The sequence below is a fragment of the Kaistia sp. 32K genome (assembly GCF_016629525.1).
In the GTDB taxonomy this organism is placed as follows: domain Bacteria; phylum Pseudomonadota; class Alphaproteobacteria; order Rhizobiales; family Kaistiaceae; genus Kaistia.
The window spans coordinates 403,228-428,006 of record NZ_AP024269.1 but is presented as its reverse complement, the minus strand read 5'-3'; the positions used below and the strand labels follow the sequence as shown (position 1 = coordinate 428,006).

Here is a 24,779-nt window from a genome sequence, read left to right as displayed (position 1 = left end):
AAGGTTCAGCCTTTCCAGTGCAGCGCGCAGATCAGCGTGAACAGGCGTCGCGCCGTCTCGAAATCGACGAGGATCTTGCCGGCGAGGCGCTGCATCAGGAGACGGGAGCCATCATCGTGCACGCCCCGGCGGCCCATGTCGATGGTCTCGATCTGGCTCGGCGTCGCCGTGCGGATGGCGGCGTAGTAGCTGTCGCAGATCAGGAAATAGTCGCGCACGATCTTCCGGAGCGGCGTTAGCGACAGCGCATGCAGGACGAGCGGCGCATCTTTCTCGTCGCGCACGTCGAAGACCAGCCGGTTCTCGCGGATGGCGAGATGCAGCCGGTACGCCTTGGCGGGATGATCGGGCAGCGTGAAGCGGTTGTCCTCGACCAGATCGTAGATGGCGATCTTGCGCTCATGGTCGACATCGGCCGAGGCACGGCCAAGCGTCGCGCCGTCGAGATCGACGGCGACGAGCCGGCCGTCGATCCCGGGCGCCGTCGCTTCCGCCATGGTTGGATCCGCTTCCATCGATCGCGGGCCGATCCTGCTACAGATTGAGGCGGATCGCCACCGAGCGGGCATGCGCGCCCAGTCCCTCGGCCTCGGCCAGCGCGATCGCCGCCGGCCCGAGCACGCGCAGCTGCTCCGGCCCGGTCCGAAGGATCGAGGTGCGCTTCATGAAGTCGAGCACCGACAGGCCCGACGAGAAGCGGGCCGAGCGCGCCGTCGGCAGCACGTGGTTGGAGCCGCCGACATAGTCGCCGATCACTTCCGGCGTGGTGCGGCCGACGAAGATGGCGCCGGCATTGCGCACCTTCTCGACCAGCGGATCCGGATCGGCGACGGCGATCTCGAGATGCTCCGGGGCGATGCGGTCGGAAAGCGGCACGGCGTCGTCGAGCGACGAAACGACGATGACGGCGCCGAAATCGCGCCAGCTCGCCGCGGCTGTCTCGCCGCGCGGCAGGGATTTCAGCTGGCGCTCGACCGCCCGCTCGACCGCGTCGGCGAGCTTGGGATCGTCGGTCATCAGGATCGACTGCGCCGCCGTGTCATGCTCCGCCTGGGCCAACAAGTCGGCCGCGATCCAGTCGGGATCGTTGGCGCCATCGGCGATAACGAGCACTTCCGAAGGCCCGGCGATCATGTCGATGCCGACCGTGCCGAACACCTGGCGCTTCGCCGCCGCGACATAGGCGTTACCGGGGCCGACGATCTTGTAGACGGGCTGGATGGTGTCCGTGCCATAGGCGAGCGCCGCCACCGCCTGCGCGCCGCCGATGCGGTAGAGCTCGTCGACGCCGGCGAGGCGGGCCGCGACCAGCACCAGCGGATTGATCACGCCGTCGGGCGTCGGCACCACCATGACGAGGCGATCGACGCCGGCGACCTTGGCCGGAACCGCGTTCATCAGCACGGAGCTCGGATAGGAGGCGGTGCCGCCCGGCACATAGAGGCCGACCGCCTCGATCGCCGTCCAGCGCGAGCCGAGCTCGACGCCGAGCGCGTCCGTGTAGCGGTCGTCCTGCGGCTTCTGGCGGGCGTGGTGCGAGCGGATGCGGTCGCGGGCGAGCACCAGCGCGGCGCGGGTCCTCTCGTCGACGGCCTTTTCCGCCGCCTCGAATTCAGCCTCGGAGACGCGAAGGCCCTCCGCCGTCAGCTGCAGCCGGTCGAAGCGCGCCGTGTAATCGAGCACGGCGGCGTCGCCGCGCACCCGCACGTCGGCGAGAATGCCGCGCACCGTGGCGTCGACATCTTCCGAGACCTCGCGCTTGGCGGCGAGCAGCGCCCGGAAGCGCGTCTCGAAATCGGGATCGGTTTGGGACAGGCGAATGGCCAAGACGACGGCTCCTTCAATGCGAGCGACGTCTCTAGCGCGGTTCGGCCGGAGGGGAAAGGCCGCACGGGGATGGGCGGGCGGCCTTCCGGGTGTCGGAGCGCCGTCAGGCGGTCTGGTCGAGCTTGTGCTCGGGGCAGCACTGGGTGGCCCAGGCGGGGCCGAGATCGCGGACGGCGGCCTCGATGCACTCGACGTCGAGCGCGATGGCGCCGCCACCGGCGAAGATCAGCGTGATCGTGCCGGCCGGCTCTTCGCCGGGCTCGAAGGCGATGGCGAGAAGGTCGAGAACGGCGTCGGGCCGGGTGCGGTCGATACCGGTCGAGCGGACCGCGAGCACGCGGTCGAAATGGAAGCCGGAACGGCGACGCTCCCAGTTCTTCTTCGCGGCGCGCCCCTCCGCCTCTTTTTCCCAGACGAAGCGGTTGATGACGCCGGCGAAGCGCTTTTCCTTCGGAATGAAGGCGATGTCGCCGACCTTCAGCACCGCGTCCTGGACGTGGGCGGAAACGACGGCGAGGTCCTCGGCGTCGAACGCGGCGAGTTTCAGCTGATCCATGAGAGACACCTGTCGGCCTGTGTTACTTGATCCGACAGGTAGTCACTGTGTGGCCGCTCCGCAACAGGTCGCGTGTGGAAGATCAGCCGGAGATCCGCTCGATCGTCGCGCCGCAGCGCGAGAGCTTGTCCTCGAGGCGCTCGAAGCCGCGGTCGAGATGGTAGACGCGATTGACGATCGTCTCGCCCTCGGCGACCAGGCCGGCGATGACGAGCGACACCGAGGCGCGCAAATCCGTCGCCATCACCGGCGCGCCCTTCAGGCGCGGCACGCCGACGACGGTGGCGTTCTGGCCGTCCAAATGGATCTCGGCGCCGAAGCGGGCGAGTTCCTGCACATGCATGAAGCGGTTCTCGAAGATCGTCTCGCGAATCACCGAGGTACCCTCGGCCCGCGTCACCAGTGCCATCAGCTGCGCCTGCAGATCCGTCGGGAAGCCGGGGAACGGCTCGGTCGAGATGTTGACCGGCTTCAGGTCGGCGCCGTTGCGATAGACGCGCAGGCCCTCATTCGTCTCGGTGATCTCGGCGCCGACTTCGCGCAGGATCTCGAGCGGCCGCTTCAGATCGTCCGACCGCGCGCCCTCGAGCAGCACGTCGCCGCCCGTCATGGTGACGGCCATGGCGTAGGTGCCGGCCTCGATGCGGTCCGGCATGACCGAATGGCGCGCGCCGTTCAAGCGCGAGACGCCCTCGATGCGGATCGTCGAGGTGCCGGCACCGGTGATCCTGGCGCCCATCTTGATCAGGCATTCGGCGAGATCGACGACTTCCGGCTCGCGCGCCGCGTTCTCGATGATCGTCTCGCCCTTGGCGAGCGTCGCCGCCATCATGGTCACATGCGTCGCACCGACCGTCACTTTCGGGAAGGCGACGCGGGCGCCCTTGAGGCCTTCCGGCGCGCGGGCCACCACATAGCCGCCCTCGATGTCGATCTCGGCGCCGAGCGTCTGCAGCGCCTCGAGGAAGAGGTCGACCGGACGCGTGCCGATGGCGCAGCCGCCGGGCAGCGACACCTTGGCGAAGCCTTCGCGGGCGAGCAGCGGGCCGATCACCCAGAAGCTGGCGCGCATGGCCGAGACCAGCTCGTAGGGCGCGGTGGTGTCGACGATGGTGCGCGCGGTCAGATGCACGGTCTCGCCGGAAAGCTCGCCCTCGCCGAGGCGCTTGCCGGCGACCGTCATGTCGACGCCGTGATTGCCGAGGATGCGCTTCAGCTGCGCCACGTCGGCGAGGCGCGGCACATTGGCGAGAATCAGCGTCTCGTCGGTCAGGAGGCTCGCGATCATCAGCGGCAGGGCGGCGTTCTTGGCGCCGGAGATCGGGATCGTGCCGTTCAGGCGCGCGCCACCGACGATGCGGATTCTGTCCATGACCAGCCAAGCCTTTCGAAGCGAAGGTGACGAGCAGCGGCGAACGTTGACGAGCGTGCCCCACCCCGGATTTCTGTCGCTCTAATGCAGGATTGCGGCTGATACAAGGAAAAGCCGGCTTCGCGTCACGCCTCGTCGTCGTCGGAGGCGCGTCCCGCCTGGCGCGCCGCCCGCGTCGCCGCCTTGCGGCGGGCGAGATTGGCCCGAAGCGCTGCCGCCAGCCGTTCCTCCTGCGCCTTCTGCGCCCGCGCCAACGAGGCCTTCGCGGCGGACGGGGCAGCCGCCGGCTCGTCCTTCGTGTCGGCATCGGATGTCTGCGGGGCGTTCGGATCGGGCTTTGGCGTCGTCATCATGGTTTTAGCGGGTCGTGGTCTTGAGTGACTGTCTCTGGATCCCCCTGCCGAACGCGTCGGAGGCGGGATTCGATCTAAAGCCAACATATCCCCTCGCCGCCCGCTCGTCTTCCATCCGGAGCATGGCGGCGCGCCGAGCCGGCGAGGATCCTCTGCGGCCCGCGAGAATTCCGGGGGGATCCAGCGCGCGAAGTGCCGCGACGAGCGTCCCCTCCTCAGCGTCTGGCCCGCAATGTCGGAAGGACGCCGATCTGCACGCGGATTTCGCCAATCCGCGTCGATCAGGGAGCGCTCAGACAATGGCTTGGCGGGCCGCCGCTCGGCACCTGGAGCATCAATTCGGCCCGATTCCGACTTGTGGGCCACAATATCCGGATCCCGTCGGCGGCGACCATGGTGCGCCACCCTGGCGCTGCGTGCTCCACCGCCTGCGACCGCGGCGGAGATGTCCACAGGCGGGCGATTTCCGCCCGCAAAAGAGCATTGCAGCGCACCAACTTATCCCCGTCTGCGCGAAAGGCTGGGAAACTTCGCCGACCCGCTTGATCGCGCCGCACCGCTGTGGCAGTAAGACCCCCGTTCCGGGACACTTCCCCGACAGCGCTGCAGTAGCTCAGTGGTAGAGCACTCCCTTGGTAAGGGAGAGGTCGAGAGTTCAATCCTCTCTTGCAGCACCACTTCATCCTGTTGATATCGTTAGAAGACTGCGCCATTCCTAGGGTTCGGCTTGCTCCACCGTGCCACAGGAGCGTGCCACAATGGTGCTCAGAATGCCGCGTCCGACAGCCCGCCGAGATAGCTCTCGGCACCAATTGAAGCTCCGTGTTCCCGCCGATATCCGAGAACGTGCGAGGGGCCTCCCAGTCCGATTTGACTTCCCCGCAAACGGAAATTCCCCCGAGCATTGCGTTGTCGTCACCCTAGGCGACACCGTGCGCTGTTCCTTGGCGACGAGCGACGAGGCGGTTGGCCGTCAGCGTCAAGGGCTCGCTCTGGCCCACCTAGAGACCGTTTGGCAGAACCTAAGAACCGGCCCCGCAACGCTGTCGCAGCGGCGCATCAACGCCCTGTCCGGGGAGGTCTACCGGCTGTTCAAGGACCGCTTCGAGGAGAACCCCGGAACGCCCGAAATGTGGATCGCCGCCGTTCCTCTCATCGGATATCGGAGACGCCGCACAGGATGCGCTGAATGCCTTTGGTGCCGATATGAGCGGAGCTATCGACGCCCTGCCCCGCGTGCCCTCGGCGGCCCTTGAGGGCATGGAGCGCCGCTTTGGCTGGCTCGCGGACTGGGTATTGGCGCGCTACGGCGAAGTTGTTGACGCCGCTAGTCGGGCGCGGCTCCTGCTGGCTGTCGAGCGCGCCTCAACTGACGCTGCCGTGACGCTGAAACGTTATTCGCGCGATGACTATTCTCCTGATCCGGTAGAGCAGCGCTTCGTGCCACTGGTGCCTCCCACCGCCGTCGCTGTCGTTGGTGAAGCGGGATCGTTCGAAGATGTGTTTGCTGCCTATGCGCGCGTTCCCGGCAAACACGGCTCCCGGTCCACAAGAACCATCCGCTCCTACCGGAGCATCTTCGTTGAGGAGTTCGGGGGCTTCGTCCAGAAAGAGCGGAAGCTCGCTGATCCGCTGCGCGTATCTCGGGCCGACATTGCCGCTTGGCGCGACCATCTACTGGCCTTGGGACTGTCGGCAAAAACGATCAGCGCGAAGAAGCTTGCATGTGTGCGGACGGTCTATGGACGCCAAGTCGCTGACGGCGCTTTGGACGTCAACCCTGCCAGCGGTACATTCATAGGCGCAGACAAGAAGCAGCGAAACCGCGAGAGGGGTTTTACCGATGCCGAGGCAAAGGCAATCCTGTCTGCGTCTCTCAGTGTCGAGAAGGGACGGCGAGTCTCCGCGTCGCACAGGGCCCTTCAATGGCTACCGTGGCTTATGGCTTATTCAGGCGCGCGCGTCGCAGAGGTGGCCCAGCTTCGCGGCTCCGATGTCCGTAAGGAAGCGGACGGGTGGGTGATGCGATTGAAGCCCGAGGCGGGGTCTACCAAGTCGGGCATCTATCGAGACGTGCCGGTTCATGCTGACCTCGTGGAGCGTGGCTTTCTGGCAATGATCGATGCAGTCGGGGCCGGTCCGCTTTTCATCAATGACGCCGGAAACCAAGAGAAGAACTCGGCACGAGCTAAGGCGGCTGGCGGCCGCTTGAGCGAGTGGGTGCGCGGGGTCGTTGGAGTGACGGATACCGAGGTACAGCCTAACCACGGTTGGCGGCACCGCTTCGTGACACGTGCCCGAGCCGCAGGGATTGACCACGAGAAGCGCGAATATATCGTGGGCCATCGTCTGCCCGGCTTGGGCGACACCTATGGCGACATGGGCGGCCTTCGGGCTGAGATGGACAAGTACCCGAAGGAGCCGTTGGGGTAATTGCCAGAGGGGAAAGGGCCAATAGCGGCCCCAGTGCGCCTCGCCGCGACCTGCACCACCCATCCCCAAATGCATAAAGTCACCGCGGACTATCAAATTGAGCTATCGTGGGATCTGCAATCTCAAGCTTCGCCTTCAGAAGGGCCCGAAAGTCGGAGACCGCCGCTTTGATAGCCGGCTTATCGTCCAAATCCTCGATTGGAAACTCGAGTTTGACTGCTCGAACGGGGTAATCCTCTATCTGCAAAACATCGCTCCCCGTCGGCCACCCGGAATAACTCCAGACGTCACGAAACCAATCAGCCTTGGTATCTGATGTACACTTCCAAGCCACCAACGAGATCGTAGAATTGGTCTTCTCAGCACTGCCAAATTTCAGGGCATCAGGCTCGCCGGGCTGGTAGCGCTTCAAATCGATGCTGTCCGAATTTACATAGAATTCGAGCAGCCACTCCCCCGCCTTGAGTGCCCCAAGATCACTACCGACAGAGGTGTACAAGAACGAGGCCTGGTAGAGGGGTAGGAGATCCCAGGCCCACTTCTTGAGCGGGTTCGTCCCTCGCTTCGCAGGGGGATCCCTGTCTAAAGTTTTCCAACAGTAGAATTCGTGGCTATCGAACTCATCGGCCATCAAATTCAGGATATCCATAATACGACGCTGGTAGCCCCAGATCAGCCGGTAAGCACGGCGAACATCGGCCAACGTTTCCTTCGGTATAGGCATCGAAATATCCTTACAAGGGGCCCCTCAAAAAGCCGAGACTGTCTAGGGATCTCAATGCCTCAAAATTCACGAGAGTACTGATTGCATGGATGTGCCCCTGCCCAAATAGTTCAAGCGCTTGAGCTACATCATCAAGCACCCTCTGGGTTTGCTGGTTGATCGCCTTCGTCTCTTGGATAGCTGTGGCCAATTTGCTCCACTCGGCCGCTGCGGCGACAACTCGGATGTGCTTATCTGGGGCTGCCGGGGCGGGGTCTAAAAGGCGAGCGATTACCTGGCGAGCGGGGGCGTCAAGTCCTCCGATTGCGAGAAAATAGGCGGCGTCTACTTCCAGCCCCCCCATCATCCATCGATCGCTTCCTGTAGGACTGTATTTGACGACGCCATTGGCCGGCATATTGCTGTCCACCCAGCTTTGCCTCAACGATAAGGTCAACTTTTAGTGGAGGATCATCACCAAGTTCAAATTGGAGCAGGACATCGGGCTCCACACTTCTCCCTTCATTCAAACTGTCTGACCACCTAGGCCAAAACTCAATTTTTCTCATGATGGCAACATGATGCTCGGGCAACGCAGGGCCGAATGTTGAACGCAGTATCTGCCAACACGTCGTTCCATCGAGGTACGAAAGACGCTCGAAGATCGTCGCCGTTAGAAGATCCTCATTCGCCCTAAATATATGCTTCCATGAAACGTTTTCTTCAGCCCCTGTCGATACAGACCCGGCCTTGCCTGAGAGGATCGCGTTCAGCATTTTGCCCCAAATCATGACGTAGCGACGTTTCGGCCCTTAGCTAAGCATCTTTGCGTAAAAATCGCATCACATGAGCGCAACCCGCGTGACGCAGTTGGGGCGACCCCGCCAAAATGACGGGGCCGCTCTCCGGTCTACTGACGGCCGCCGTTGTTCCGCCTCTGACGCTCCTCTCGGAGTGCCTTAGCGCGCTCCTGCTCGCCCCTGAGGCGGACCGCCTGTGCTTCCGCGATGCGCTTGTTGAGGCGGGCCTCATGGTCGTCAGCCAGCCAGTTCATGAAGCGGCCGCCGTTCCTTCGGGTCTCCGCCAAGCGGGCCCGCTCGTAGGCGATCTCCTCGTTGAACTTCTTCTCTGCGGCGGCGCGCTTCGCGTCGTCCTTGGCCACCATCTCGCGGGTAAGTGCGTCTTGGGCCGTCTGACGGATGCCCCGGCGCCTGTCGAGGATCGACGGGGTGATCATGCTCGCCCCAACGGGCCGCCGCAGCTGCTTGCTCCATACTGACCACCGGCTCTCACCGCTCTCCGCCACGATGAAGAGGTCGCTGACATCCGGGAGACCGTAGCGCTTCCCGAACACCTCGAAGACGCCTTTGAGCTCATCCCGAACAAGCTCTGGGAAGTCAGCCGGAAGGTCCCGATGGTCAAACACCAGCACCCCGTTGATCGGCACGGACGTGTCCTCGATTTCCTTCTGAAGCTCGGCCTTGATCTCCTTCTCTGAAGCCCCCGAGCGGGACATGTCATGGATGCGGCCCATCACGAAGGCGGCATTCGCGCCCTCACGCTTGAGCCCAAGATCCCGGAGAAGGCGGTCCGCGATCTTCCCGGCGTCCTGTTGTGACACCATCGACCGCACCTTCATGATCTCGTCCTTGGCGACCTCGTGCGCCGCCATCAACAGCGCTTCGTCCGGCTGCATCCTCCGCGTTGTGATCGCCCTATCGTAGACCTCCAGGAACTCCCGCGACGCCTTGTCGGTGATGAGGGTCGAGAGGTAGCCAGGATTGGCCGCCTTCAGGTTCCGGTAGAGCTCCGCGTTGGCCGTCATCTGAGGCAGAAGCTGGCCGCGCTCCGCGATGGTCTCAGGGGTGACGAGACTGGCAATGCCGTTGAGGGCATGGGACCACTCGGCATTGTCCAGCCTGTTCATGGAGTACCAAGCGATGCGGGCGCTCTGTACCTGCTTCGCCGCCACGTCCTCCGGGGTGCCTTGCGCGATCTTCTGCGCCTTCTGGTCGTCAAGGTTCTCTTCGAACAGGTCCGTCACGAGTTCGATGGACCGGGCGCGGGAGAGCGTCGTCGTGCCCTCGCCAGTCGGGCTGGGGATTTCCACGTCCCTGATGCTGGTGATGCCGCCGACGCGCTGCATGGCGCTGTACGCTTGGGCGATAACGCGCCCCTCCTCGCGCTCTGAGTTGACCCTAAGGGCCCGCTTCTGCTCGCCGGTGGCCTTCTTGTTCTGGATGGCGATGCCCGCCCGCTTGGACTGGTCGACCATGTTCGCCAGTTCCGGGTCGGTATAGACGCCACTGCCCCGCCGCTTCTCTGCCTCAGCCTCCGTGAAGGCCCCGCGCAGGATCAGATCGTCATCCTCGACGCGGACCTTGAAGCTGCCCTCGCGGGCGTTCTTGTCCCGGATGGCCCCGGCCTGTTCGATCAGGCGGATGGACTTGTCCGCGTAGCCAGCAATCTTGGAGAGGGGCGGAAGGTCCTTGCCGTCAGCGCCCTTCCGGACACCATCCAGCAGCGCTCGGGCCAACTCCTCGTTGCCCTTGAGGGCGTACTCCTCGGCAATCGCGAAGATCGTTTCGTTCTGCTCCTGCCCCGAGAGCCCGAGGAAATCTCGGTTCGAAGCCGACTTAGTGAAGACGATCTCGGCGGCCTTGGCGGGGTCGAGCTTGTGGATGTTGAGGCTGTCATCGATCGAGTTTCGGAAGCTGTCGATGACCGTCGTATTGATCTGCTGCTTGACGTACCCCGTCTTCTCCTCTGTGTCCTTCTGCATCCACGCAGAACGGTAATCCCCGGTCAGCCGGTAGAAGTTTGCGCGTGCCAGGTCGTTCGGGAGAGCGGCGGCGGTCTCCTCGCGCATCCGGTCAAACTCGGCGGCGGCGTTGCCGGTCGAACGATCGAAGCCGGTGTTGTAGAAGGTCGACCAGTTCGTGCGGAAATCCTCGTTGGCCTTCTCGCCCAGGAGCGAGTTGAGGGCATCCTCGCGGATCCTAACGCCCGCAGGGGAGCCGATCTTGGCTTCCTGACGAAGCTCCTCGGCGGACATCAGTTGCCGCTTGGCGATCCACTCCTGATTGGCGCGGGACTGCGGGTCCTGCTCCTCCTTAGCAACGACGGTGCCGTAGGTTTGGAGGGCACCATTGAGGCCGCCGAGGGCGTCCGCTAGGGCCCGGAGGTTGCCACCCGCGTCGCGCTGTTGCGGACGGACGAAGGTGCTTCCGGGGACGGCGGTGGGCTGTAGCTGCGCCTGTCGGATTTCCGGGGCGGCGATATTGGTTCCAAAGAGGCCGTTGGCCATGGGTGCATTATTCCTTGTGCTGATGATGAATACGAAAAGGCCCCCGAGCGGGTGACACTCGGAGGCCGGAGAGGTGTGCTGAGAGAAGGATGGGCGCGGCGGTCAGGTGGCGTGGCGGCTTTCGTCCTTCGGGATTGCCGCAACAGCCAGAGCGTCTACGGCCTCGTTCAACGGGTCGCCGGAATGTCCTCGGACCCATTGCCACGTCACGTCCATGTCACCCGCCAAACCATGGAGTTCGGTCCAGAGGTCGCGGTTCTTGACCGGTCGCTTGTCGGAGCCCCGCCAGCCGTTCGAGAGCCATTTCGCCAGCCAGACGTTCATACCGTTGACGACATACTGGCTGTCGCTGCGAACGTGGATCGGGACTGCTGCCGAGAAGCTCTTCCGATCCTTGATCCAGCCGAGCGCCTTGATGGCGGCCATCAGTTCCATTCGGTTATTCGTGGTCGGCTCGCGCTCGCCGCCGCTGATATCCTGCCGGGGCGCTTCGATGCCGTCATGGCGGGCAACGATAATAGCGGCCCATCCACCGGGGCCGGGATTGCCGGAACAGGCTCCATCGGTGTGAACGGTGATGCGAGCGAGGTCGGAGTTCGCGGTCGTCGGATTGATGATGTTCATGGTTGTCAGCTTCGCTTTCGTTGGTTCTATGAATGAATGTTCCCCTAGGTCAGCCTTATGGGCCTCACTAAGGTAGAGAAGAGGGGGGGGTGGTAGAGTTGTTGGCTCGGTTCCATGAGGTGGCACCTGCCATCGGGGACGGACGCAGGTCCGATCCGGTTAGGTCTTCACAGAGACAGGGACCGTGTGGCCCGCGATATGGAGAGCAGCATCGGCCATGATCTGCTGCACCATGAAGGCTGCGGATGCGGGGCAGAGCACAGCGTCGTGGATTGGCAAGACGGTGATGCCGAGAGCGATGCAGCCCATGAGCACGCGGCACATGATGCAGCTTTCCCGGTTCATCAGCCGATAGCCGATGCCCGTGTTCAGGATGTCCGTGAGGAATGGATGTCGGGCGAGGAGCGCCTTCCGGAACTTCCCCACGGAGCAGTCCGAAGGAAGCCCCTTGGCAATCTCCGGCGGCCATATCCGCATGACCCCGGCCTTGAACATGAGGGCATTGAAAGCCTTCTTGACCGCGCTCCGATGCTCCGGCCCGACCTCGGTAAGCTTCGGGAGCGCGTACAGGTCGCCGGAGGGCGGACTGGCTTGAACATGGGCATAGGCTAGCCGGGGAAACATCTGCCCGTAGTCGAGTTCGATAGTGGCCTCTCCGTTGATACGGATATGCTGACGAGCCCCCCGCCTGAGCCTTTGCCAGAAGCCGCCGAACAGTCGCCCGCCGAGGTCGAGGGAGGGCTTGGGCTCATGAAGCGGGTGATTGAAGTGGCGGGTCATCAGCCTGTCGCTGGTATCGACAGGATCATTGCCGACATAGGTGATATCGGCTGAGGTCAGGTGGCCGTTGATCGCCCTCATTTCCTCTCGGTGTGTCTCCGCCTCCGAGGTCATCGGAACGGGCACCGCCCATCGTCTTCCTTGGTGGTCCTTTCTGGTCAGGCGTATGCAGTCCCGGACGTGTCTCCAGCGGAAATCTTCCTTCGCTAGAGCGAGCGACAAGACCAGTTCCCGGATGCCCGCAGAGGGCGCTATCGTGGTCGCCTGATGGTGTTCCGTTGGCAGGGCAACGACAGCCACTCCGACCGCCTGAAGCCCCTCCACGGCCGCCGTAAGCCCCTTGCCAAACCCCGGCTGAATGGGCTCGCTCTGCACCGTTCGGGCATGTCCGAGAGGCAGAAGAATGGCTGGCTCCTCCCCCGGAAACACAACGAAGTGGGCGAGGTTGGCGACGATGACGGCGATGGCATTGTACAGCCCGGCGAGAGCGTCCGGCTTCCGTTGTCGAAGCCTGAGACGGAGGTTGTACTCGCGCTGTAAAACCTGCTCCACGATGTCGGAAGCGAGGTCGGCAAGCTTCTCGCTCGCGGGATACAGTTCATGTCGGAACCGCAGGTCGCGAACGGGCCTGTCAGGCGGCAAGAGTGGGGCCGCCCGTAGATGCCAACAAGCTATCCCGCCGCTTTGCCCTGCCACGCATGATCATCAGGTTCGAACCGCGCAGGTCGAGGCTGTCGCCGTTAGCGTAGCGAATGATCTCGCCGGGCCCCGCTTCCAAGATAACCCGCGCAATGAGCGCGAGCGTGCCGGGGCTGCCGGGTGCCCAGGTACGGACATAGCGCCGTCCATGACCGTTGCCGTTCGTGAACCATGCGCCCGTCAGGCCGCTGTCAAGGACACCCTGATAGTCGCGAGGGCTCACGATCGCATGGCGCAATCCGTGGCCGTCGAGGGGGATCTTGAGCGCCTCCGCGCCGAACTCGTCAATGAAGGGGATGGGCTGACGGCGGCTGGGACGCTTGACGCTGCGAGGCGTCTTGGGTTGATGCAACTGGTCGGAAGTCACTGATTTCCTTTCGTGAAATGAAGAAGGCCCCGAAGGTTGTCCCTTCGAGGCCCATGGGGTGGATCGATGATGGTGGCGGCGGCATCAGCGCCTGAACGCAATACATGCCTGTAGACAGATAGGCAGACACAGGCGTGGAGATGAGCCCGGCGCGGATGCCTGTCGTGTCCTATTGGGCGTCCTTATTCGCGGCTATCCGAGGAGCGTCAGGAGCTTCTCGTACCTAGTGGACGGCGTAATGCCCGCCACGTCGTCAGGACCGTCCAGAAAATGCCGAGACCCGCGCTCTACGCCTGTGCCCGCTCAAGCACCTGAAGCGCCTCCTGAAGAGCATCCGGCCGGATCTGCATATATCGCATCGTCGTAGTCAGGTTGTTGTGCCCCATCCATTCCATGACGCGCTTCACGTCCACGCCGCCGAGGATCAGCCGGGTGCAGCAGGTATGGCGCAGAGTGTGCGGCGTCACGTCGTGCAGCCCCAACGTCTCCTGCATGGCATCCCAGCGGACGGCCATCGTCCCCTTCTTCATCATCGTGAACGGGCCCGCATTGTGGCCGTGATGGCCTTGGCGCTTGGCAATGATCTCCCGGCACCGCTTGGTGAGCGGAACGGTGCGCGGCTGGTTCGTCTTCGTGTCCCAGAAGGTGACGGAGGCATTGTGCGGCCCGAAGGCGTCCCAGTGCGCCGAGATCATCTCCGAGAAGCAGCGCGCCCCGGTGTCCACCAAGAGCGTCGTCAGGTCGGCGTAGTCAGTCCACCCTCGGGCGTTCCAGTAAGCCATGATCGCCCGCTCTTCGGTCTCATCGATATAGCGGAAGCGCGTCTTCACCTCGACGTTGCGCTTGATCTTCGGGACCTTCGCGAGAACGCTGGCCTCGACCGCCACATGCAGCATCTTCGACAGCGCTGCGCACTTCCGGTTGATCGTCGCCGTCGAGTTGCCGCGCTTGGCGAAGTGGGTCTTGAGGTCAGCGATGTCGGGCATCTGGATCTCCCGGACATCCTTGTTCCGCCCGAAATACTCGACCACATGGAGCCCGTTGCGCTTCAGGTCGGCAGCGGCGCGCATGGCGTCCCACTCGGTTCTGCAAACGAAGTCGTACAGGACGCCCAACCGGGTCAGGTCCCGAGCGGCTTCGGCGCGGGGCATGTCCAGCGCCTTCGGGATCGGCTTTCCGAGTTGCACGGCGTCCCGCGCTTCGTCCTCCCATTGCATCGCCGCCGCCTCGGTCGCGAAGGTCGGTCTTAGCCGCTTTCCGTCAGCCGTGGTCACATCGCCCTGCCAGCGTCGTCCTCTCATCCGCGCCATGTCACTTGCTCCCCTTGGTGGGCTTGGAAGCGCCAAGCGAGGCGAGCCACTGCGCGGGGAGCGTCTGCGCCTCTTCGGGCAGGAGGCTGTTGAACTCGATGAGCTTCATGAGGGCCCATCGGTGCGGCTCTAGGACCCCGCTAGCGCCAATCGGGGCACCTGAGGCCATCGCAACCGCCGCCTCGAAGAGGAAGCCGTTGACTACCCGCAGTGCTGCCACAGCGTCCTTCTCGGGATAGGTGAGCCCGGAGCTTGTGGCTAAGTCCGTGAGGAGGTCATGGGCGGCCACAAGGTGTGCCGTGATCTGGTCTTGCGGTCGCGAATTTGCGCGGCAGTACGTATGCTTGGGTGGCATGGCGGATCTCCGAGGTATTGTTATTTGGCCCCGGATTTGTGTGACCTAAATATTCGTTCGGCAATGCGGAAATAGGATCGACGGTCAGCGCTGCTTATGACTGAGCTAGACATCGTCACCGTATGATGACGACTATTGCAGAGTGCGTATTTGCTAGGAAAGATCGGCCCATTTCGATAGTCATCATATGGTGAAGTGTTGACATATTGTCGCACGGTAGCGCGCCACCTTGCCCTCCATCATCCGCATCGCGGTCAGGATGAACTGGTCCTCAGTCATCGCGCCAGTCGCGAGCTTCTCCTCGCCCATGACATAGCCGCCGTCCTTCCGGATCGACGGGAGGACCACCTGAGTGACCCAGTTCTGGAACTCCTTGGCGTCCTCGCCGCTTGCCCGCAGGACCAACTTGTAGAGGCCACTTTCGGTGACAAGCGAGGCTTGGGTCATTCCCTTCCCAGCAATAATATTGCGGGGAATGCGCCGGACTTCCTCCTTCCCCAACTTCAAGAGATGACGCCCGGCACCCCCGATCAACGAAAGGCCGAGCGCGCGGCAGATGTCAGCGGCGAGGAACCACGGCGTGCCTGGGTGACGGTGATCGCCGCCTGAACCTTCTCGCGCTCGGCGTTCTGCTTCAGCTTCTGGACCTCGATCTCCGCGCTCATGCGCTCTTCGATCTTGGCCTCGTAGGTGTCGCTGAAGTCGATGTTCTCGATCTGCACCGCCTCGATCACGACGGGCCCCTCGACAGCCCCGCTGCTAGTACGGTCGGACCGACCTTGCCCCGTCCGCCCTTAATCGAAGAGCCCGAAGCCTCGCAGAACGCCAGCCAGTCCGCCGACCGCGAAGACGCCCGCGATTGCGCCCACGATCACCATGACGATCACCTCAACCATGGCCCTCAAGCCTCCGTCGTGTTCGTCTGCATGGGCTCGTCAGCCAGCCGCTTCGCCAGCCGCGACAGCGTGGACATGGAACAGCCTGTCGCCACAGCGATGTCACGCCACTTCTGCCCGCCCCGGAGCATCTGAAGGATAGCGGCGTTCCGCTCGGTGTCCTCAGGGCGTCCACGATAGGCCCCTTCCTCCTTCGCCTTGGCGATCCCTTGAGCCTGACGACGGAGCCGGTCCTCGTAGTCCTTACGGGCGATGGCGGCGAGCATGTCGAGCATCATGGCGTTGATCGCGTCGAGCATCCGGCTCTGGATATCGTCGGGGTTCGACTGGATCATGCTCCACGATGTCGGGAGGTCGAGCGCTACGACCTTCACCCTGCGGGACCTGATCTCGTCCTTGAGGCGCTCCCAATCGGTGGCATTCAGGCGGCTCAAGCGGTCCACCTGTTCGATCAGCAGCACGTCGCCGGGCGAACAATCAGCCAGGAGGCGAAAGAGTTCCGGACGCTTGAGCGATGCGCCGCTCTCGTTCTCGACGTAGGTGGCCGCGATCTTCAGCCCGCGCTCCTCAGCAAACTTGTGAAGGTCGGACTGAGCCCGCGTTGCGTCCTGCTCTTTCGTGGACGCGCGGAGATAGGCTCGAATGAACATCAGGGACTGCTCTGCTTCGTTTTAGATGCTTCGATTAATATCGCTGCGATTTGAATGGTCAAGCGGAATTATCGAAGCGAAGCATGGCCGTGTTCGGGGGCAGCTCTGGCGCTTCTCCTGAAGCACAGCCAAATCGAAGCGGCGTGAAACGGGAAGAGTGGCGGGGATGAGCGCGGCATCGCCGGGGACGGCGCGGCGCGGCGTGCTACCTGTCGCGCAACCGGTGGCGATAGATGTGGTCCCGATGGGCCAGGAGGCGATGGCCGTCGTGGCATTGGCCTATGGTGACTGAGAACGGGTAGCCGATGGTGGGCTTGTGGGTGGCCGATGGGCGGCGGGGGGGTGATGCGCGCTCCGCAATGCTGGATTTCACCCCTTCGGATTTTTCCGCCAGTTTCCCCGCATTTCCAGAGCCAAGCGCATTGATTAACTGGATTGGGCGCGAATAAATATAGACCCGCATTAGTAAGGGGCTATAAATGCCAGCCAATCGAGAGTTGTGGAAGCCTTCCTTTCCGCAGGACATGGTCCCCGGACTACCCTGTCCCCGTTGTACCCCGGGAAAATTGAAAGCAATACCCGGCAGCTTGAATGTCGATGAGCCAAAATTTTCAACATTGGCACAGCAGCATGACGACTGGGAGCCAGAGTGGTCCGAGAAGCGGTTCGCACTCCGGTTGAAATGTGATGAGACCACTTGCGGTGAAGTAGTGTCCCTTGCAGGGAACACGGAAATGGTTCCATTCTACCACGACGAGCCAGGGTACAAAGGCTGGGGTTACATAGATCACCTACAACCTCACGCTGTTTTCCCCGCGCCACCGCTATTTCGTCCGCCCGTCGACACCCCATCCGACGTCCAGCAACAGCTTCAACTGGCATTTCAGCTCTATTGGGTAGACCTCGCGGCATCTATCGGCCGACTTCGCACTGCTGTTGAGCAGATGCTTGACGATCAGAATATTCCGCGAGACAAAGGCAGTGCTTCCGGAAAAACAACAAGGATGGACCTTGCTTCGCGGATCGACGTTTTCGCAGCGACAGCCAATGGCTCCGACTCCAAGGATGCTCTCGACGCATTGCGCCACATAGGCAACCTTGGCACACACGGAACGGCCGTTTCAGATGAAGCCTTCTTTGATGCGGTCGACGTTCTCGAAGACGTTCTGCTGGGGGTCTATGACAAGAAATCTATCAAGGCCAAGATAACAAAACTGAATAGCAGCAAGGGAAAATACTGATGGGCGTTAGGTAATATAGTGCACGATAAGCGATATTCCATCTTCATAAGCTCCACCTATGAGGATCTTAAGGACGAACGGAGGGCGGTGCAGGATACCGTTATAAAAGCGGGCGATTTTCCGGTGCAGATGGAGTCGTTCCCCGCGTCAGACGAGACGGCTTTTGCCTTGATCAAATCCCTTCTCGACAAATGCGACTACTACGTGCTGATCATCGGGGGGCGCTACGGTTCCGTTGCAGAGGACGGACTGAGTTACACCCATAAGGAGTTCCGCTACGCTGTTTCGCAGAATATACCGGTGCTTGTAATGCTGCACGGCGCGCGCGGTCAGATCAGCGCCGACAAGACTGAGCCCACATTGGAGGGCAAGCAGCTCCTAGAAGCATTCATTACAGAGGCATCAGGCGGGCGAACCCGATCGCAATGGACATCCTCCGGCGAGCTTCAGGCGACAGTCTTGGCTGCCTTAGTGAATGCAAAACAAACCAGGCCCCGCGTCGGTTGGGTTCGAGGGGATGCAATTGCGAGTGTCGACGCTCTAGAGCAACTAAATGAGGTGAGGAAGGAAAACGCCAAATTCCGAGACACTATTGGCAACTTGGAAGTTGACATCCCCATCATAAAACTCCCCGAAATAACGGCTACAATCGACATTGACTTTCTGCCCAACCAACCACGCTCCGGCCGAGGCCGACGTGGCAGTGGTGGCACGATCCGGACAACGTGGATGACGATGTTCCCCATCGTTCATGGAAATCTCGCATGGGGGACACACGATTATACCGGAGAATATTGGATTGACGACGAGGACAGCTGTGTCAGGATAGGATCGGCTATCGTTCAAGAAGTCTCCGACGATGACACAACTGAATTTTTCAGGATAAGCAAGGGAACCCTCCAAAAACTTCTCGGTTACTATATCGAAGCCGGCTTGATGGCCCCCGATGGCGAAAAATCACCATTCACGGAGATCGCCAAGAAAATCGCGCGCCGCCATCAATTTGCCGAGCAGGAGGTCCCAAATTTCATCCTGAGACGGGGACTGACGGCAATCTCTCCTCCCGCCGAACCTGATCTTGACGAGGAAATCCCTTTCTAGGCCGCTCGGGCCTCGGCGCGTATTGAATTCGCCGGGGACTTCTCAAGTCGAGACGCTAAACTCGAATTTCGCTGATTTAAACCGGCTCTTGACCGCTATGGGCGGTCGATCTCTTGCTGCGACGGAAGACTTACAGCTCCCACACAGCTCCGCTTTTGCTGCATCGATGGGCCGCCCGAGTAGATGCTCAGGGTGATCGACTTCCGGCCCTCCTCGTGCCCCACCACTTCCGCAATGATGCTCTAGGCTGGCCCGTCCGCTCGGCCTCGGTGACAAACCAATGGCGGAACCGAACATTAAATTGCACTTGCTGACACCTGACGGTGCTCGCGCGTTCATTACCCCATGGGCGACCTTTCTCATGTGCTCTCAGGGTATAGCCAAATGCCAACTTAGGAGAGATCCAGCCCTGTCACCGGGCCTCGCCTACTCACAAGCGCAATCTGGATACCAGACGCGATCAGTCGAGGGCGGTTCCGCCAGTCAGCAGCAATACGTTGAAAGGTCGGCGTGTCCGGGACCGCCGCAACTAGAATATCCTCAGGGCGGGCCGGAAAAAGTAGCGCTTGGCCAATGGCGGCCGTCAGTAACGGATATTCCGGACTGCCGGGCTTCTTCACAAGCGGCCCCTTCTTACATTCCGCAATGAGGCGCCGCCCGCCAACTAAGGCTTCTACATCGCCTACGCCGGAACGGGAGTGGATGCGCATCGCCGCAGCATCTCTAGTGTATTCTGCGGTCCAATCATTGCGTCCAACCGCAGTGCCCTGCACAGCTTGCCAGCCATAAGCCCTGAGGTACCCCCGAATGTCAAAGACCTCCACTCCACCGACGGACACAGACGCACCATCTATTGCCACGTCAACCGTACCCTGAAAGTCCGGCCGCTCCGTTAAGTACTCAGCAAGGCGGATCGCAACTTCGGCCTCCGGCATCCTGTCGGGCGCGCCACTCCAGCTAAGCCTCATTTAACTCTCGCTGTTCAGTAAGGTAGCCCCTCGGGGGGAAGTGGGGGCCGCAACGATCGAGTTTGGCCCCCTCGCATTTTTCGGCCGTTCTGGGCCCACTAGCTGATCAAGTCTCGAAATTTTGCATATAGAAGCAGGTCCACCTCCTCATCTCGGAGTTGTGACTTCGCGATGAGCATCGCCTTCATGTCTTCATCCGTCAGACAAATAATATAGCCCTGCTTCCGCACCGCAGCGTCCCGCAGCCTGGCTTCCAGCCTCCCCAGATTGTCGACGGATCGGCACGTTATAAACCCGAACTTGCCTATGTTTTCATCGAAGCGGCCGAGCAACTGATCTACTTCTTCATTCGCCAAGTCGTCGGTATAATTCTTGCATTCAACGAGGACCATATTGGCGTTCATTGTTCGATCGTCGCGCCTTTGGCCAAAGAAGCCGCCGTCAGCCGAATTCATGAAGGCTATATCGATACGTTTTCGCCCATCATGTATCTCCCATTCTTTGCGAGGTAAAATGAGAGATGGATAAAACAGCGCGGTGAAAGACCCAACAATTAGGCGATGATAGTCACTTGCTGTCTTGGCACCGGCCGGAATTCGTTCGAATAACGATGCCAGATCCCCACAAACAGCGGTCACTGTGGGGTCATCGTCACCTATAACGACCATTGATCTGTACTTTTTAGCAACCTCTTTGTACATCTCAAGTAAGTCTGGATGAGCCCCAACCATATCCGCAATCAAATTTTTTGACTTCGGATGCTGAGTATGAATGTCCTTCTTGTAGACTTTTTGTCGCCCCTTTATGGTCTGGACGAGCGAGCTATTGGCTTTAATATTCTCAGAAACCAAGAAGTCAGTTATTTGTTTGTTATAGAAATCCTGACTATTCAGAGACAACTTCCTACGAACAATGTATTTAGGGACCAGAATTACGGCATCGTTTTCAATGTATGGAAGGTTTACATGTTTAGATCGCCAGTTTCTGCGGGACGCATCCCAGAGAGGAGGTCCATTGTAAGGCCGCGTCTCTATATCGTAGAGTTCGCATTGGCTTTGAGTGTAGTCAACCAGCAACTCTCTGATTACGTTAGTCGTCAGATCGGATATTTTGTCCCTATCGATCCCCTCCACATAGAGAGCCATTTCAGAGAGATCTGTCAAAAGTTTTGTTGAGAATGCTTTACTTCCTAGGATGGCATTGATTAGTTGATTTGCTTGATGAGACCCGACACCTCGGCCCTTCGGTTCCATATTAGATACACCTAGGAACGTTTCTGCTGGCTCACGAAGATTAGCCATGAGATTGCGCGCACGTTCTTTATCACCTGAAGTCAGCGCCTCCAGTACTTCGTTAAAGAAAATCCTGATATAATCAGATGCGGTCCCCGCCCACTCGTCGTCTTGGACTTCGATAGCATATGGGTCAACGTAGACGGGTGTATCATACTCGTTACTGACATCGACAAAGTCCAGCTGAGCCTGGCTCAGGCCCAGCCCGAAAAAATCTGAAAAACGCGGCACTTTTCCCCCCAGCATTGCCCTTCTCGTCTAGGGCAAGATGGAAGACGTGGCCGCCTCCAGTCAATGGCACCGACGCAGCATAAGCCGGGAGGTTGGTCCGCCCATCAAACAAGGCAGGAAATCATTCGGCTTCATCGAATTGCCGAGCATAGCGCGAGAAACTTGCTTTCACTTCTTTTTGTCTGGGCAACAAACGTAGGCTTGAAATCCCAGCGATCTTTAGCCTCGATCGCAATTGGAGGGCACGAGGCCCACAGCTTCCACGTGCCCCTATTTTGCTGAATTGAGGTTCACCCGAGTAGCCGCTCACTCTTCGGCTGGCCCGGTCGCTCCGCCCTTGTGACAAACCAACGGCGGAAAGAATGGAAATTGACGGGGCTGCGCCTTCTTCCGGCGCGCTTGTTGCCCACCATGAGCGTCTCGCGGCACCTTGCAAGCGCCATTTTGGTGGTGTCGGAGGAGTTTCGTTGACGGCCTGAACTCTCGTACTGCACTCTTGTTCCTTCAACCCACATCGTGCTACAGGACCGTGCCACAGCCTAGCGGGCCACCTCTCGGAAGCCCGCAGTTTTCCTAGGGTTTGGAGCGTGCGAAGCGAGTTCAATCCTCTCTTGCAGCACCATTTCCCAACCGACTCTGCTGAAGTTCTTGTGCCGCAAAGGGTTCGGCCGTTCCCGCTTGTCGGGACGATCCGGAAGCCCCTGAGCTGAGCCCGAAGCTATAGAGCTTGGCCGATCGGTGGGGCCCGACCCCAGAGCCCCCTACTGACGAGTGACGCAACCTTTTGTGGAGGCTCGCTCGATGAGCGTGCATCCGACCTTGTGGATTTCATGCCGGCCCGCGAGCGGCTTCCTTGCAAGCTGTTCGATTGCCCAGGCGCCCATCGGGCGATGGGGCAGTTCCAGCGTTGTCAGTTGCGGGCGCAGATGGCGGGAAATCTCGTCGTCGTCATAGCCGACGACGGAAAGATCGTCCGGGATCCGCATCCCCGCCTCTGTGATGGCGTTGAAGCAACCCATGGCCATCTTGTCATTCTGGCAAAAAATCGCTGTCGGCGGTTCCTCGAGCGACAGGAGCTTCTGGGTCGACTCGAAGCCGGAGGTCGGCGTCCAGTTTCCCTCGACCACCAGACGGTCGTCATAGGCGAGCCCTGCCTCGGCGAGCGCCTGGCGATAGCCGGCGAGCCGGTCCTGTGCGGCTTCCATGAAGCTTTCGCCGACGATCGTGGCGATGCGTCTGTGCCCCTTCCCGATCAGAGAGGCCGTTGCCATGTGTCCGCCGGTCGCCTCGTCCGGCACGACCGCGGGAAAGCGATTGTCGCTGGTATAGCAGTTGAGCAGGACGAGCGGTACGGGCAGGTCGTCGAAGACCGCGTCGATCGATACGCGGCGGGTAAAGATCGACATATAAACGATGCCCTGTGCGCCGGCCTGCAGAAGGCGCGCCACCGCCTTGCGCTCATGCTCGGCCCGCCCCTGCGTCTGCGCGACCAGAATGGTCACGTCGTTTTCCCAGGAGGCATGCCGGGCGCCCTCGATCGCGTTGACCGCTTCCGGCGTCGTCGCGAGCTGGTCGACGATGAAGCCGATGCAGCCGCCCCGGAGGTCTCCGAGGCCGGCGCGACGGATGGGGCTTGCGAGCCCGTAGCCAAGCCTGCGCGCCGCTTCCAGCACGCGCGTGCGGAGGTCGGGCGATATCTTGATGTCCGTGACATTGTTGAGGACGACGGAGACCGTCGCCTGGGAGCAGCCCGCCGCCTTGGCCACATCCATCATGGTCACGCGCTTCATCGTTTTGCCGCCGCTCATGCTGTCCCCCGCCCTGCTCCTCTACACCACGTGATAAAAATCGACCATTGACTAATAATTATTAGCACCGGTAGGCTTCTCCGAAATCGGGAGGAGAACCAGATGAACACGACGCCGGCATTTGACTACGATATTGCCGCACAGAGAGCGCTGCTCGCGGAGGACGGCATCATCGGACTGAAGGGGGCCTTCAGTCCGGCATGGGCCGACGAGATGCGCGAGGACATGATGACCGCCTTCTGGTCGGCCATTCAAAGGCCGGGAGGCGCGGTTGGCCGCGGCCCCCGCCGCTGGTATGTCGAGATCCACCCGCAGGCGCTTCGCGGCTTCGTCGACCTCATCACCCATCCGTGGGTCGTCGATGTCTGCACCAACGTGCTCGGATCGGACTACCAGATCGTCGAGATCGGCTTTGACGTGCCGTTCCAGGGCGCCAAATACCAGCCGTGGCACCGCGACTTCCCCTCACCCGTCGATACCTATCGCGACCGCCGGATCACTTCGCTCGCCTTCAACTTGACGGGCGTCGATGTCACCGAGGACATGGGGCCGTTCGAAGTGGCTCCGGGAACGCAATATGACGATGGCCGCGAGTGGAAGCATGAGATGTTCCCGGACAAGGCGCTCTGGGGCCGCTTCCAGGACCGCGCGACGCGCAAATTTCCGAAACGCGGCGACATTTCCTGTCGCTCGGCCCTGACGGTCCATCGCGGCACGGAACACCAGTCGCCGATCGCTCGACCGGTCATGGTGCTCGGCGTCGACAGGCCGGGCGCCGGGCACGCCGAGCTGCACGACATGATGGTGACGCGGGAGTGGCATGACGCCCTCCCCGAAATCGCCAGGCAGCATCTCGTCTGCCGGGTCGTCGACGAGCTGGTGCCGATTACCCAGAAGCACGACATCGAAGGCCTCGTCATGGGCGCCGATCCGACCTGATCCTCGCCGCATAGGAATAGGCTCTTGGACCAGCCTGTATCCTGGAGGGACAGGTCCGGAGAGCCACATCAAGCCGACGCCATGGAGCGTGCAGAAGGGTCAATGCGGTCGGGAGACGGTCAGCGGACCGACCGTTTCCCATGCCTCATATCAACCGAGATAAGTGACCCTATTTATTTGCGATTTCGCCCTGACGGCATGGCGTTGAGCACTTCCGTCAGGCAGCCCCCTTCGCACGCCTTGCCGAAATACCAGCCCTGCACCATGTCGCAGCCGAACTCAGCGAGTAGCTCGACCTGCTCGAGGGTCTCAACCCCTTCGGCCACGACAATCGCGTCCAAGTTGTGGGCGATTTCAATGATGCCGCGGATAATCGACTGATCCCTCCTCGAGGCGACCATGTTCGCAACGAAGCTTCGGTCGATCTTCAGCCGGTCAATCGGCAGCTGGCGCAGATGCGTCAACGAAGCAAAGCCCGTCCCGAAATCGTCGAGCGCGATCTCGACGCCAGCGTCATGAAGGCAGCGAAGCCCCCGTTGAAGGGAGGTCTGGCGGCGACCGATAAACATGCTCTCCGTGACCTCGGCGCAGAAGGCCGTGGGCGGAATGCCCGTTCTCGCGCTCAACTCGAAGAAGCGATCCAGGAAGTCCGGCGACCGAAAATCGGAACCGGTCAGATTGATGGCGACGCGGTCGAGCGCGAGGCCTTGCTCCTGGAAGGCGACGAGGTCGCTGAAGACCCTGTCGAGCATGTACATGCCAAAAGCCGCGCGGATGCGCGGCTCGGCAAAACCCCTCCTGAACGCGGCGGGCAACAAGAGGCCGCGATCCGGATGGCGCCAGCGCATGAGCGCCTCCAGCGAGGGGGCGCGTTCGACCGTCAGGGACACGATGGGTTGGTAGTGAAGCTCGAAGGTGTTCTGCCGCAATCCGCTTTCGATCTCAGCGAGAAGCCGTGATTTCATGG

21 protein-coding genes, 1 tRNA gene and 1 pseudogene are annotated in these 24,779 nt (G+C 61.4%); 6 read left to right on the top strand and 17 right to left on the bottom strand.

Annotated elements, in window-relative coordinates; all coding sequences use genetic code 11:
* Positions 1 to 5 precede the first annotated feature (5 nt).
* From K32_RS01855 to K32_RS01835, 5 genes are all read right to left on the bottom strand, one after another.
* Positions 6 to 497, bottom strand: a complete 492-nt coding sequence (locus K32_RS01855) for a UPF0262 family protein (RefSeq protein ID WP_201402391.1) — start codon at positions 495 to 497, stop codon at positions 6 to 8.
* Positions 498 to 534: 37 nt separating this feature from the next.
* Positions 535 to 1,827 (bottom strand): histidinol dehydrogenase, encoded by a 1,293-nt coding sequence (gene hisD, locus K32_RS01850; protein ID WP_201402390.1) that lies wholly within the window; start codon positions 1,825 to 1,827, stop codon positions 535 to 537.
* Between the two features lie 103 nt (positions 1,828 to 1,930).
* The gene (locus K32_RS01845; protein WP_201402389.1) at positions 1,931 to 2,383 is read right to left on the bottom strand and encodes a DUF2948 family protein; all 453 of its coding nucleotides are present in this window, start codon (positions 2,381 to 2,383) and stop codon (positions 1,931 to 1,933) included.
* An 82-nt stretch (positions 2,384 to 2,465) separates the two neighbouring features.
* Positions 2,466 to 3,755 carry a UDP-N-acetylglucosamine 1-carboxyvinyltransferase gene (gene murA, locus K32_RS01840; protein WP_201402388.1) on the bottom strand — a complete coding sequence of 430 codons (1,290 nt, stop codon included), beginning with the start codon at positions 3,753 to 3,755 and terminating at the stop codon, positions 2,466 to 2,468.
* 125 nt (positions 3,756 to 3,880) lie between these two features.
* Positions 3,881 to 4,108 carry a hypothetical protein gene (locus tag K32_RS01835; RefSeq protein WP_201402387.1) on the bottom strand — a complete coding sequence of 76 codons (228 nt, stop codon included), beginning with the start codon at positions 4,106 to 4,108 and terminating at the stop codon, positions 3,881 to 3,883.
* Between the two features lie 602 nt (positions 4,109 to 4,710).
* Between K32_RS01835 and K32_RS01830 the strand changes: the two genes are divergently transcribed.
* Together K32_RS01830 and K32_RS01825 are read left to right on the top strand one after the other, a co-directional pair.
* A tRNA-Thr gene (locus K32_RS01830) sits at positions 4,711 to 4,785 on the top strand.
* Between the two features lie 529 nt (positions 4,786 to 5,314).
* Positions 5,315 to 6,541: a site-specific integrase gene (locus K32_RS01825; RefSeq protein WP_201402386.1), complete on the top strand. Its 1,227-nt coding sequence runs from the start codon at positions 5,315 to 5,317 to the stop codon at positions 6,539 to 6,541.
* A gap of 79 nt (positions 6,542 to 6,620) precedes the next feature.
* On the opposite strand, the gene K32_RS01820 is transcribed toward K32_RS01825, so the two are convergent.
* From K32_RS01820 to K32_RS01780, 9 genes and pseudogenes are all read right to left on the bottom strand, one after another.
* The gene (locus K32_RS01820; protein WP_201402385.1) at positions 6,621 to 7,265 is read right to left on the bottom strand and encodes a hypothetical protein; all 645 of its coding nucleotides are present in this window, start codon (positions 7,263 to 7,265) and stop codon (positions 6,621 to 6,623) included.
* 889 nt (positions 7,266 to 8,154) lie between these two features.
* Positions 8,155 to 10,551 (bottom strand): hypothetical protein, encoded by a 2,397-nt coding sequence (locus K32_RS01815; RefSeq protein ID WP_201402384.1) that lies wholly within the window; start codon positions 10,549 to 10,551, stop codon positions 8,155 to 8,157.
* Between the two features lie 102 nt (positions 10,552 to 10,653).
* Positions 10,654 to 11,175: a ribonuclease HI gene (gene rnhA, locus K32_RS01810; protein WP_201402383.1), complete on the bottom strand. Its 522-nt coding sequence runs from the start codon at positions 11,173 to 11,175 to the stop codon at positions 10,654 to 10,656.
* Between the two features lie 159 nt (positions 11,176 to 11,334).
* Positions 11,335 to 12,597, bottom strand: coding sequence for a hypothetical protein (locus tag K32_RS01805; protein WP_201402382.1), 1,263 nt, complete (start codon positions 12,595 to 12,597; stop codon positions 11,335 to 11,337).
* A complete protein-coding gene (locus tag K32_RS01800; protein ID WP_201402381.1) occupies positions 12,587 to 13,021 on the bottom strand; it encodes a hypothetical protein in 435 nt (144 codons plus the stop codon). Before K32_RS01800 ends, K32_RS01805 begins: the two co-directional genes overlap by 11 nt.
* A gap of 287 nt (positions 13,022 to 13,308) precedes the next feature.
* Positions 13,309 to 14,331 (bottom strand): site-specific integrase, encoded by a 1,023-nt coding sequence (locus K32_RS01795; protein ID WP_201402380.1) that lies wholly within the window; start codon positions 14,329 to 14,331, stop codon positions 13,309 to 13,311.
* Between the two features lie 538 nt (positions 14,332 to 14,869).
* Complete coding sequence (locus K32_RS01790; protein WP_244669780.1) at positions 14,870 to 15,220, bottom strand: BRO family protein; 351 nt, start codon at positions 15,218 to 15,220, stop codon at positions 14,870 to 14,872.
* A 47-nt stretch (positions 15,221 to 15,267) separates the two neighbouring features.
* Positions 15,268 to 15,438, bottom strand: a pseudogene (locus K32_RS01785) (SPFH domain-containing protein); the annotation flags it as partial.
* 149 nt (positions 15,439 to 15,587) lie between these two features.
* Positions 15,588 to 16,232, bottom strand: coding sequence for a recombinase family protein (locus K32_RS01780; protein WP_201402379.1), 645 nt, complete (start codon positions 16,230 to 16,232; stop codon positions 15,588 to 15,590).
* A 734-nt stretch (positions 16,233 to 16,966) separates the two neighbouring features.
* Here K32_RS01780 and K32_RS01775 point away from each other — a divergent pair.
* Together K32_RS01775 and K32_RS01770 are read left to right on the top strand one after the other, a co-directional pair.
* The gene (locus tag K32_RS01775) at positions 16,967 to 17,473 is read left to right on the top strand and encodes a DUF4145 domain-containing protein (protein WP_201402378.1); all 507 of its coding nucleotides are present in this window, start codon (positions 16,967 to 16,969) and stop codon (positions 17,471 to 17,473) included.
* An 87-nt stretch (positions 17,474 to 17,560) separates the two neighbouring features.
* Complete coding sequence (locus tag K32_RS01770) at positions 17,561 to 18,574, top strand: DUF4062 domain-containing protein (protein ID WP_244669779.1); 1,014 nt, start codon at positions 17,561 to 17,563, stop codon at positions 18,572 to 18,574.
* A 1,066-nt stretch (positions 18,575 to 19,640) separates the two neighbouring features.
* On the opposite strand, the gene K32_RS01765 is transcribed toward K32_RS01770, so the two are convergent.
* Both K32_RS01765 and K32_RS01760 read right to left on the bottom strand, forming a co-directional pair.
* Positions 19,641 to 21,080 (bottom strand): hypothetical protein, encoded by a 1,440-nt coding sequence (locus tag K32_RS01765; protein WP_201402376.1) that lies wholly within the window; start codon positions 21,078 to 21,080, stop codon positions 19,641 to 19,643.
* A 746-nt stretch (positions 21,081 to 21,826) separates the two neighbouring features.
* Positions 21,827 to 22,831, bottom strand: a complete 1,005-nt coding sequence (locus K32_RS01760; RefSeq protein ID WP_244669951.1) for a LacI family DNA-binding transcriptional regulator — start codon at positions 22,829 to 22,831, stop codon at positions 21,827 to 21,829.
* Between K32_RS01760 and K32_RS24925 the strand changes: the two genes are divergently transcribed.
* Both K32_RS24925 and K32_RS01755 read left to right on the top strand, forming a co-directional pair.
* Positions 22,767 to 22,907 carry a hypothetical protein gene (locus K32_RS24925; protein ID WP_244670031.1) on the top strand — a complete coding sequence of 47 codons (141 nt, stop codon included), beginning with the start codon at positions 22,767 to 22,769 and terminating at the stop codon, positions 22,905 to 22,907. The two genes, K32_RS01760 and K32_RS24925, sit on opposite strands and share 65 nt — an antisense overlap.
* 68 nt (positions 22,908 to 22,975) lie before the next feature.
* On the top strand, positions 22,976 to 23,812 hold the full coding sequence (locus tag K32_RS01755) for a phytanoyl-CoA dioxygenase family protein (protein WP_201402375.1): 837 nt from the start codon (positions 22,976 to 22,978) through the stop codon (positions 23,810 to 23,812).
* Between the two features lie 173 nt (positions 23,813 to 23,985).
* Here the strand turns inward: K32_RS01755 and K32_RS01750 are convergent, their stop codons facing one another.
* Entirely contained in the window at positions 23,986 to 24,777 is a 792-nt protein-coding gene (locus K32_RS01750; protein WP_244669950.1) for an EAL domain-containing protein, read from the bottom strand.
* Between the last annotated feature and the right edge of the window lie 2 nt (positions 24,778 to 24,779).

What these genes read in the sequence shown, in the direction of transcription:
- K32_RS01780 (WP_201402379.1), bottom strand. Translation starts at nt 16,232, where the DNA reads ATGTTCATTCGAGCCTATCTCCGCGCGTCCACGAAAGAGCAGGACGCA.
- K32_RS01755 (WP_201402375.1), top strand. Translation starts at nt 22,976, where the DNA reads ATGAACACGACGCCGGCATTTGACTACGATATTGCCGCACAGAGAGCG.
- K32_RS24925 (WP_244670031.1), top strand. Translation starts at nt 22,767, where the DNA reads ATGTCCGTGACATTGTTGAGGACGACGGAGACCGTCGCCTGGGAGCAG.
- K32_RS01855 (WP_201402391.1), bottom strand. Translation starts at nt 497, where the DNA reads ATGGCGGAAGCGACGGCGCCCGGGATCGACGGCCGGCTCGTCGCCGTC.
- K32_RS01835 (WP_201402387.1), bottom strand. Translation starts at nt 4,108, where the DNA reads ATGATGACGACGCCAAAGCCCGATCCGAACGCCCCGCAGACATCCGAT.
- K32_RS01750 (WP_244669950.1), bottom strand. Translation starts at nt 24,777, where the DNA reads ATGAAATCACGGCTTCTCGCTGAGATCGAAAGCGGATTGCGGCAGAAC.
- K32_RS01825 (WP_201402386.1), top strand. Translation starts at nt 5,315, where the DNA reads ATGAGCGGAGCTATCGACGCCCTGCCCCGCGTGCCCTCGGCGGCCCTT.
- K32_RS01775 (WP_201402378.1), top strand. Translation starts at nt 16,967, where the DNA reads ATGGTTCCATTCTACCACGACGAGCCAGGGTACAAAGGCTGGGGTTAC.
- K32_RS01845 (WP_201402389.1), bottom strand. Translation starts at nt 2,383, where the DNA reads ATGGATCAGCTGAAACTCGCCGCGTTCGACGCCGAGGACCTCGCCGTC.
- rnhA (WP_201402383.1), bottom strand. Translation starts at nt 11,175, where the DNA reads ATGAACATCATCAATCCGACGACCGCGAACTCCGACCTCGCTCGCATC.
- murA (WP_201402388.1), bottom strand. Translation starts at nt 3,755, where the DNA reads ATGGACAGAATCCGCATCGTCGGTGGCGCGCGCCTGAACGGCACGATC.
- K32_RS01795 (WP_201402380.1), bottom strand. Translation starts at nt 14,331, where the DNA reads ATGGCGCGGATGAGAGGACGACGCTGGCAGGGCGATGTGACCACGGCT.
- K32_RS01815 (WP_201402384.1), bottom strand. Translation starts at nt 10,551, where the DNA reads ATGGCCAACGGCCTCTTTGGAACCAATATCGCCGCCCCGGAAATCCGA.
- K32_RS01820 (WP_201402385.1), bottom strand. Translation starts at nt 7,265, where the DNA reads ATGCCTATACCGAAGGAAACGTTGGCCGATGTTCGCCGTGCTTACCGG.
- K32_RS01765 (WP_201402376.1), bottom strand. Translation starts at nt 21,080, where the DNA reads ATGCTGGGGGGAAAAGTGCCGCGTTTTTCAGATTTTTTCGGGCTGGGC.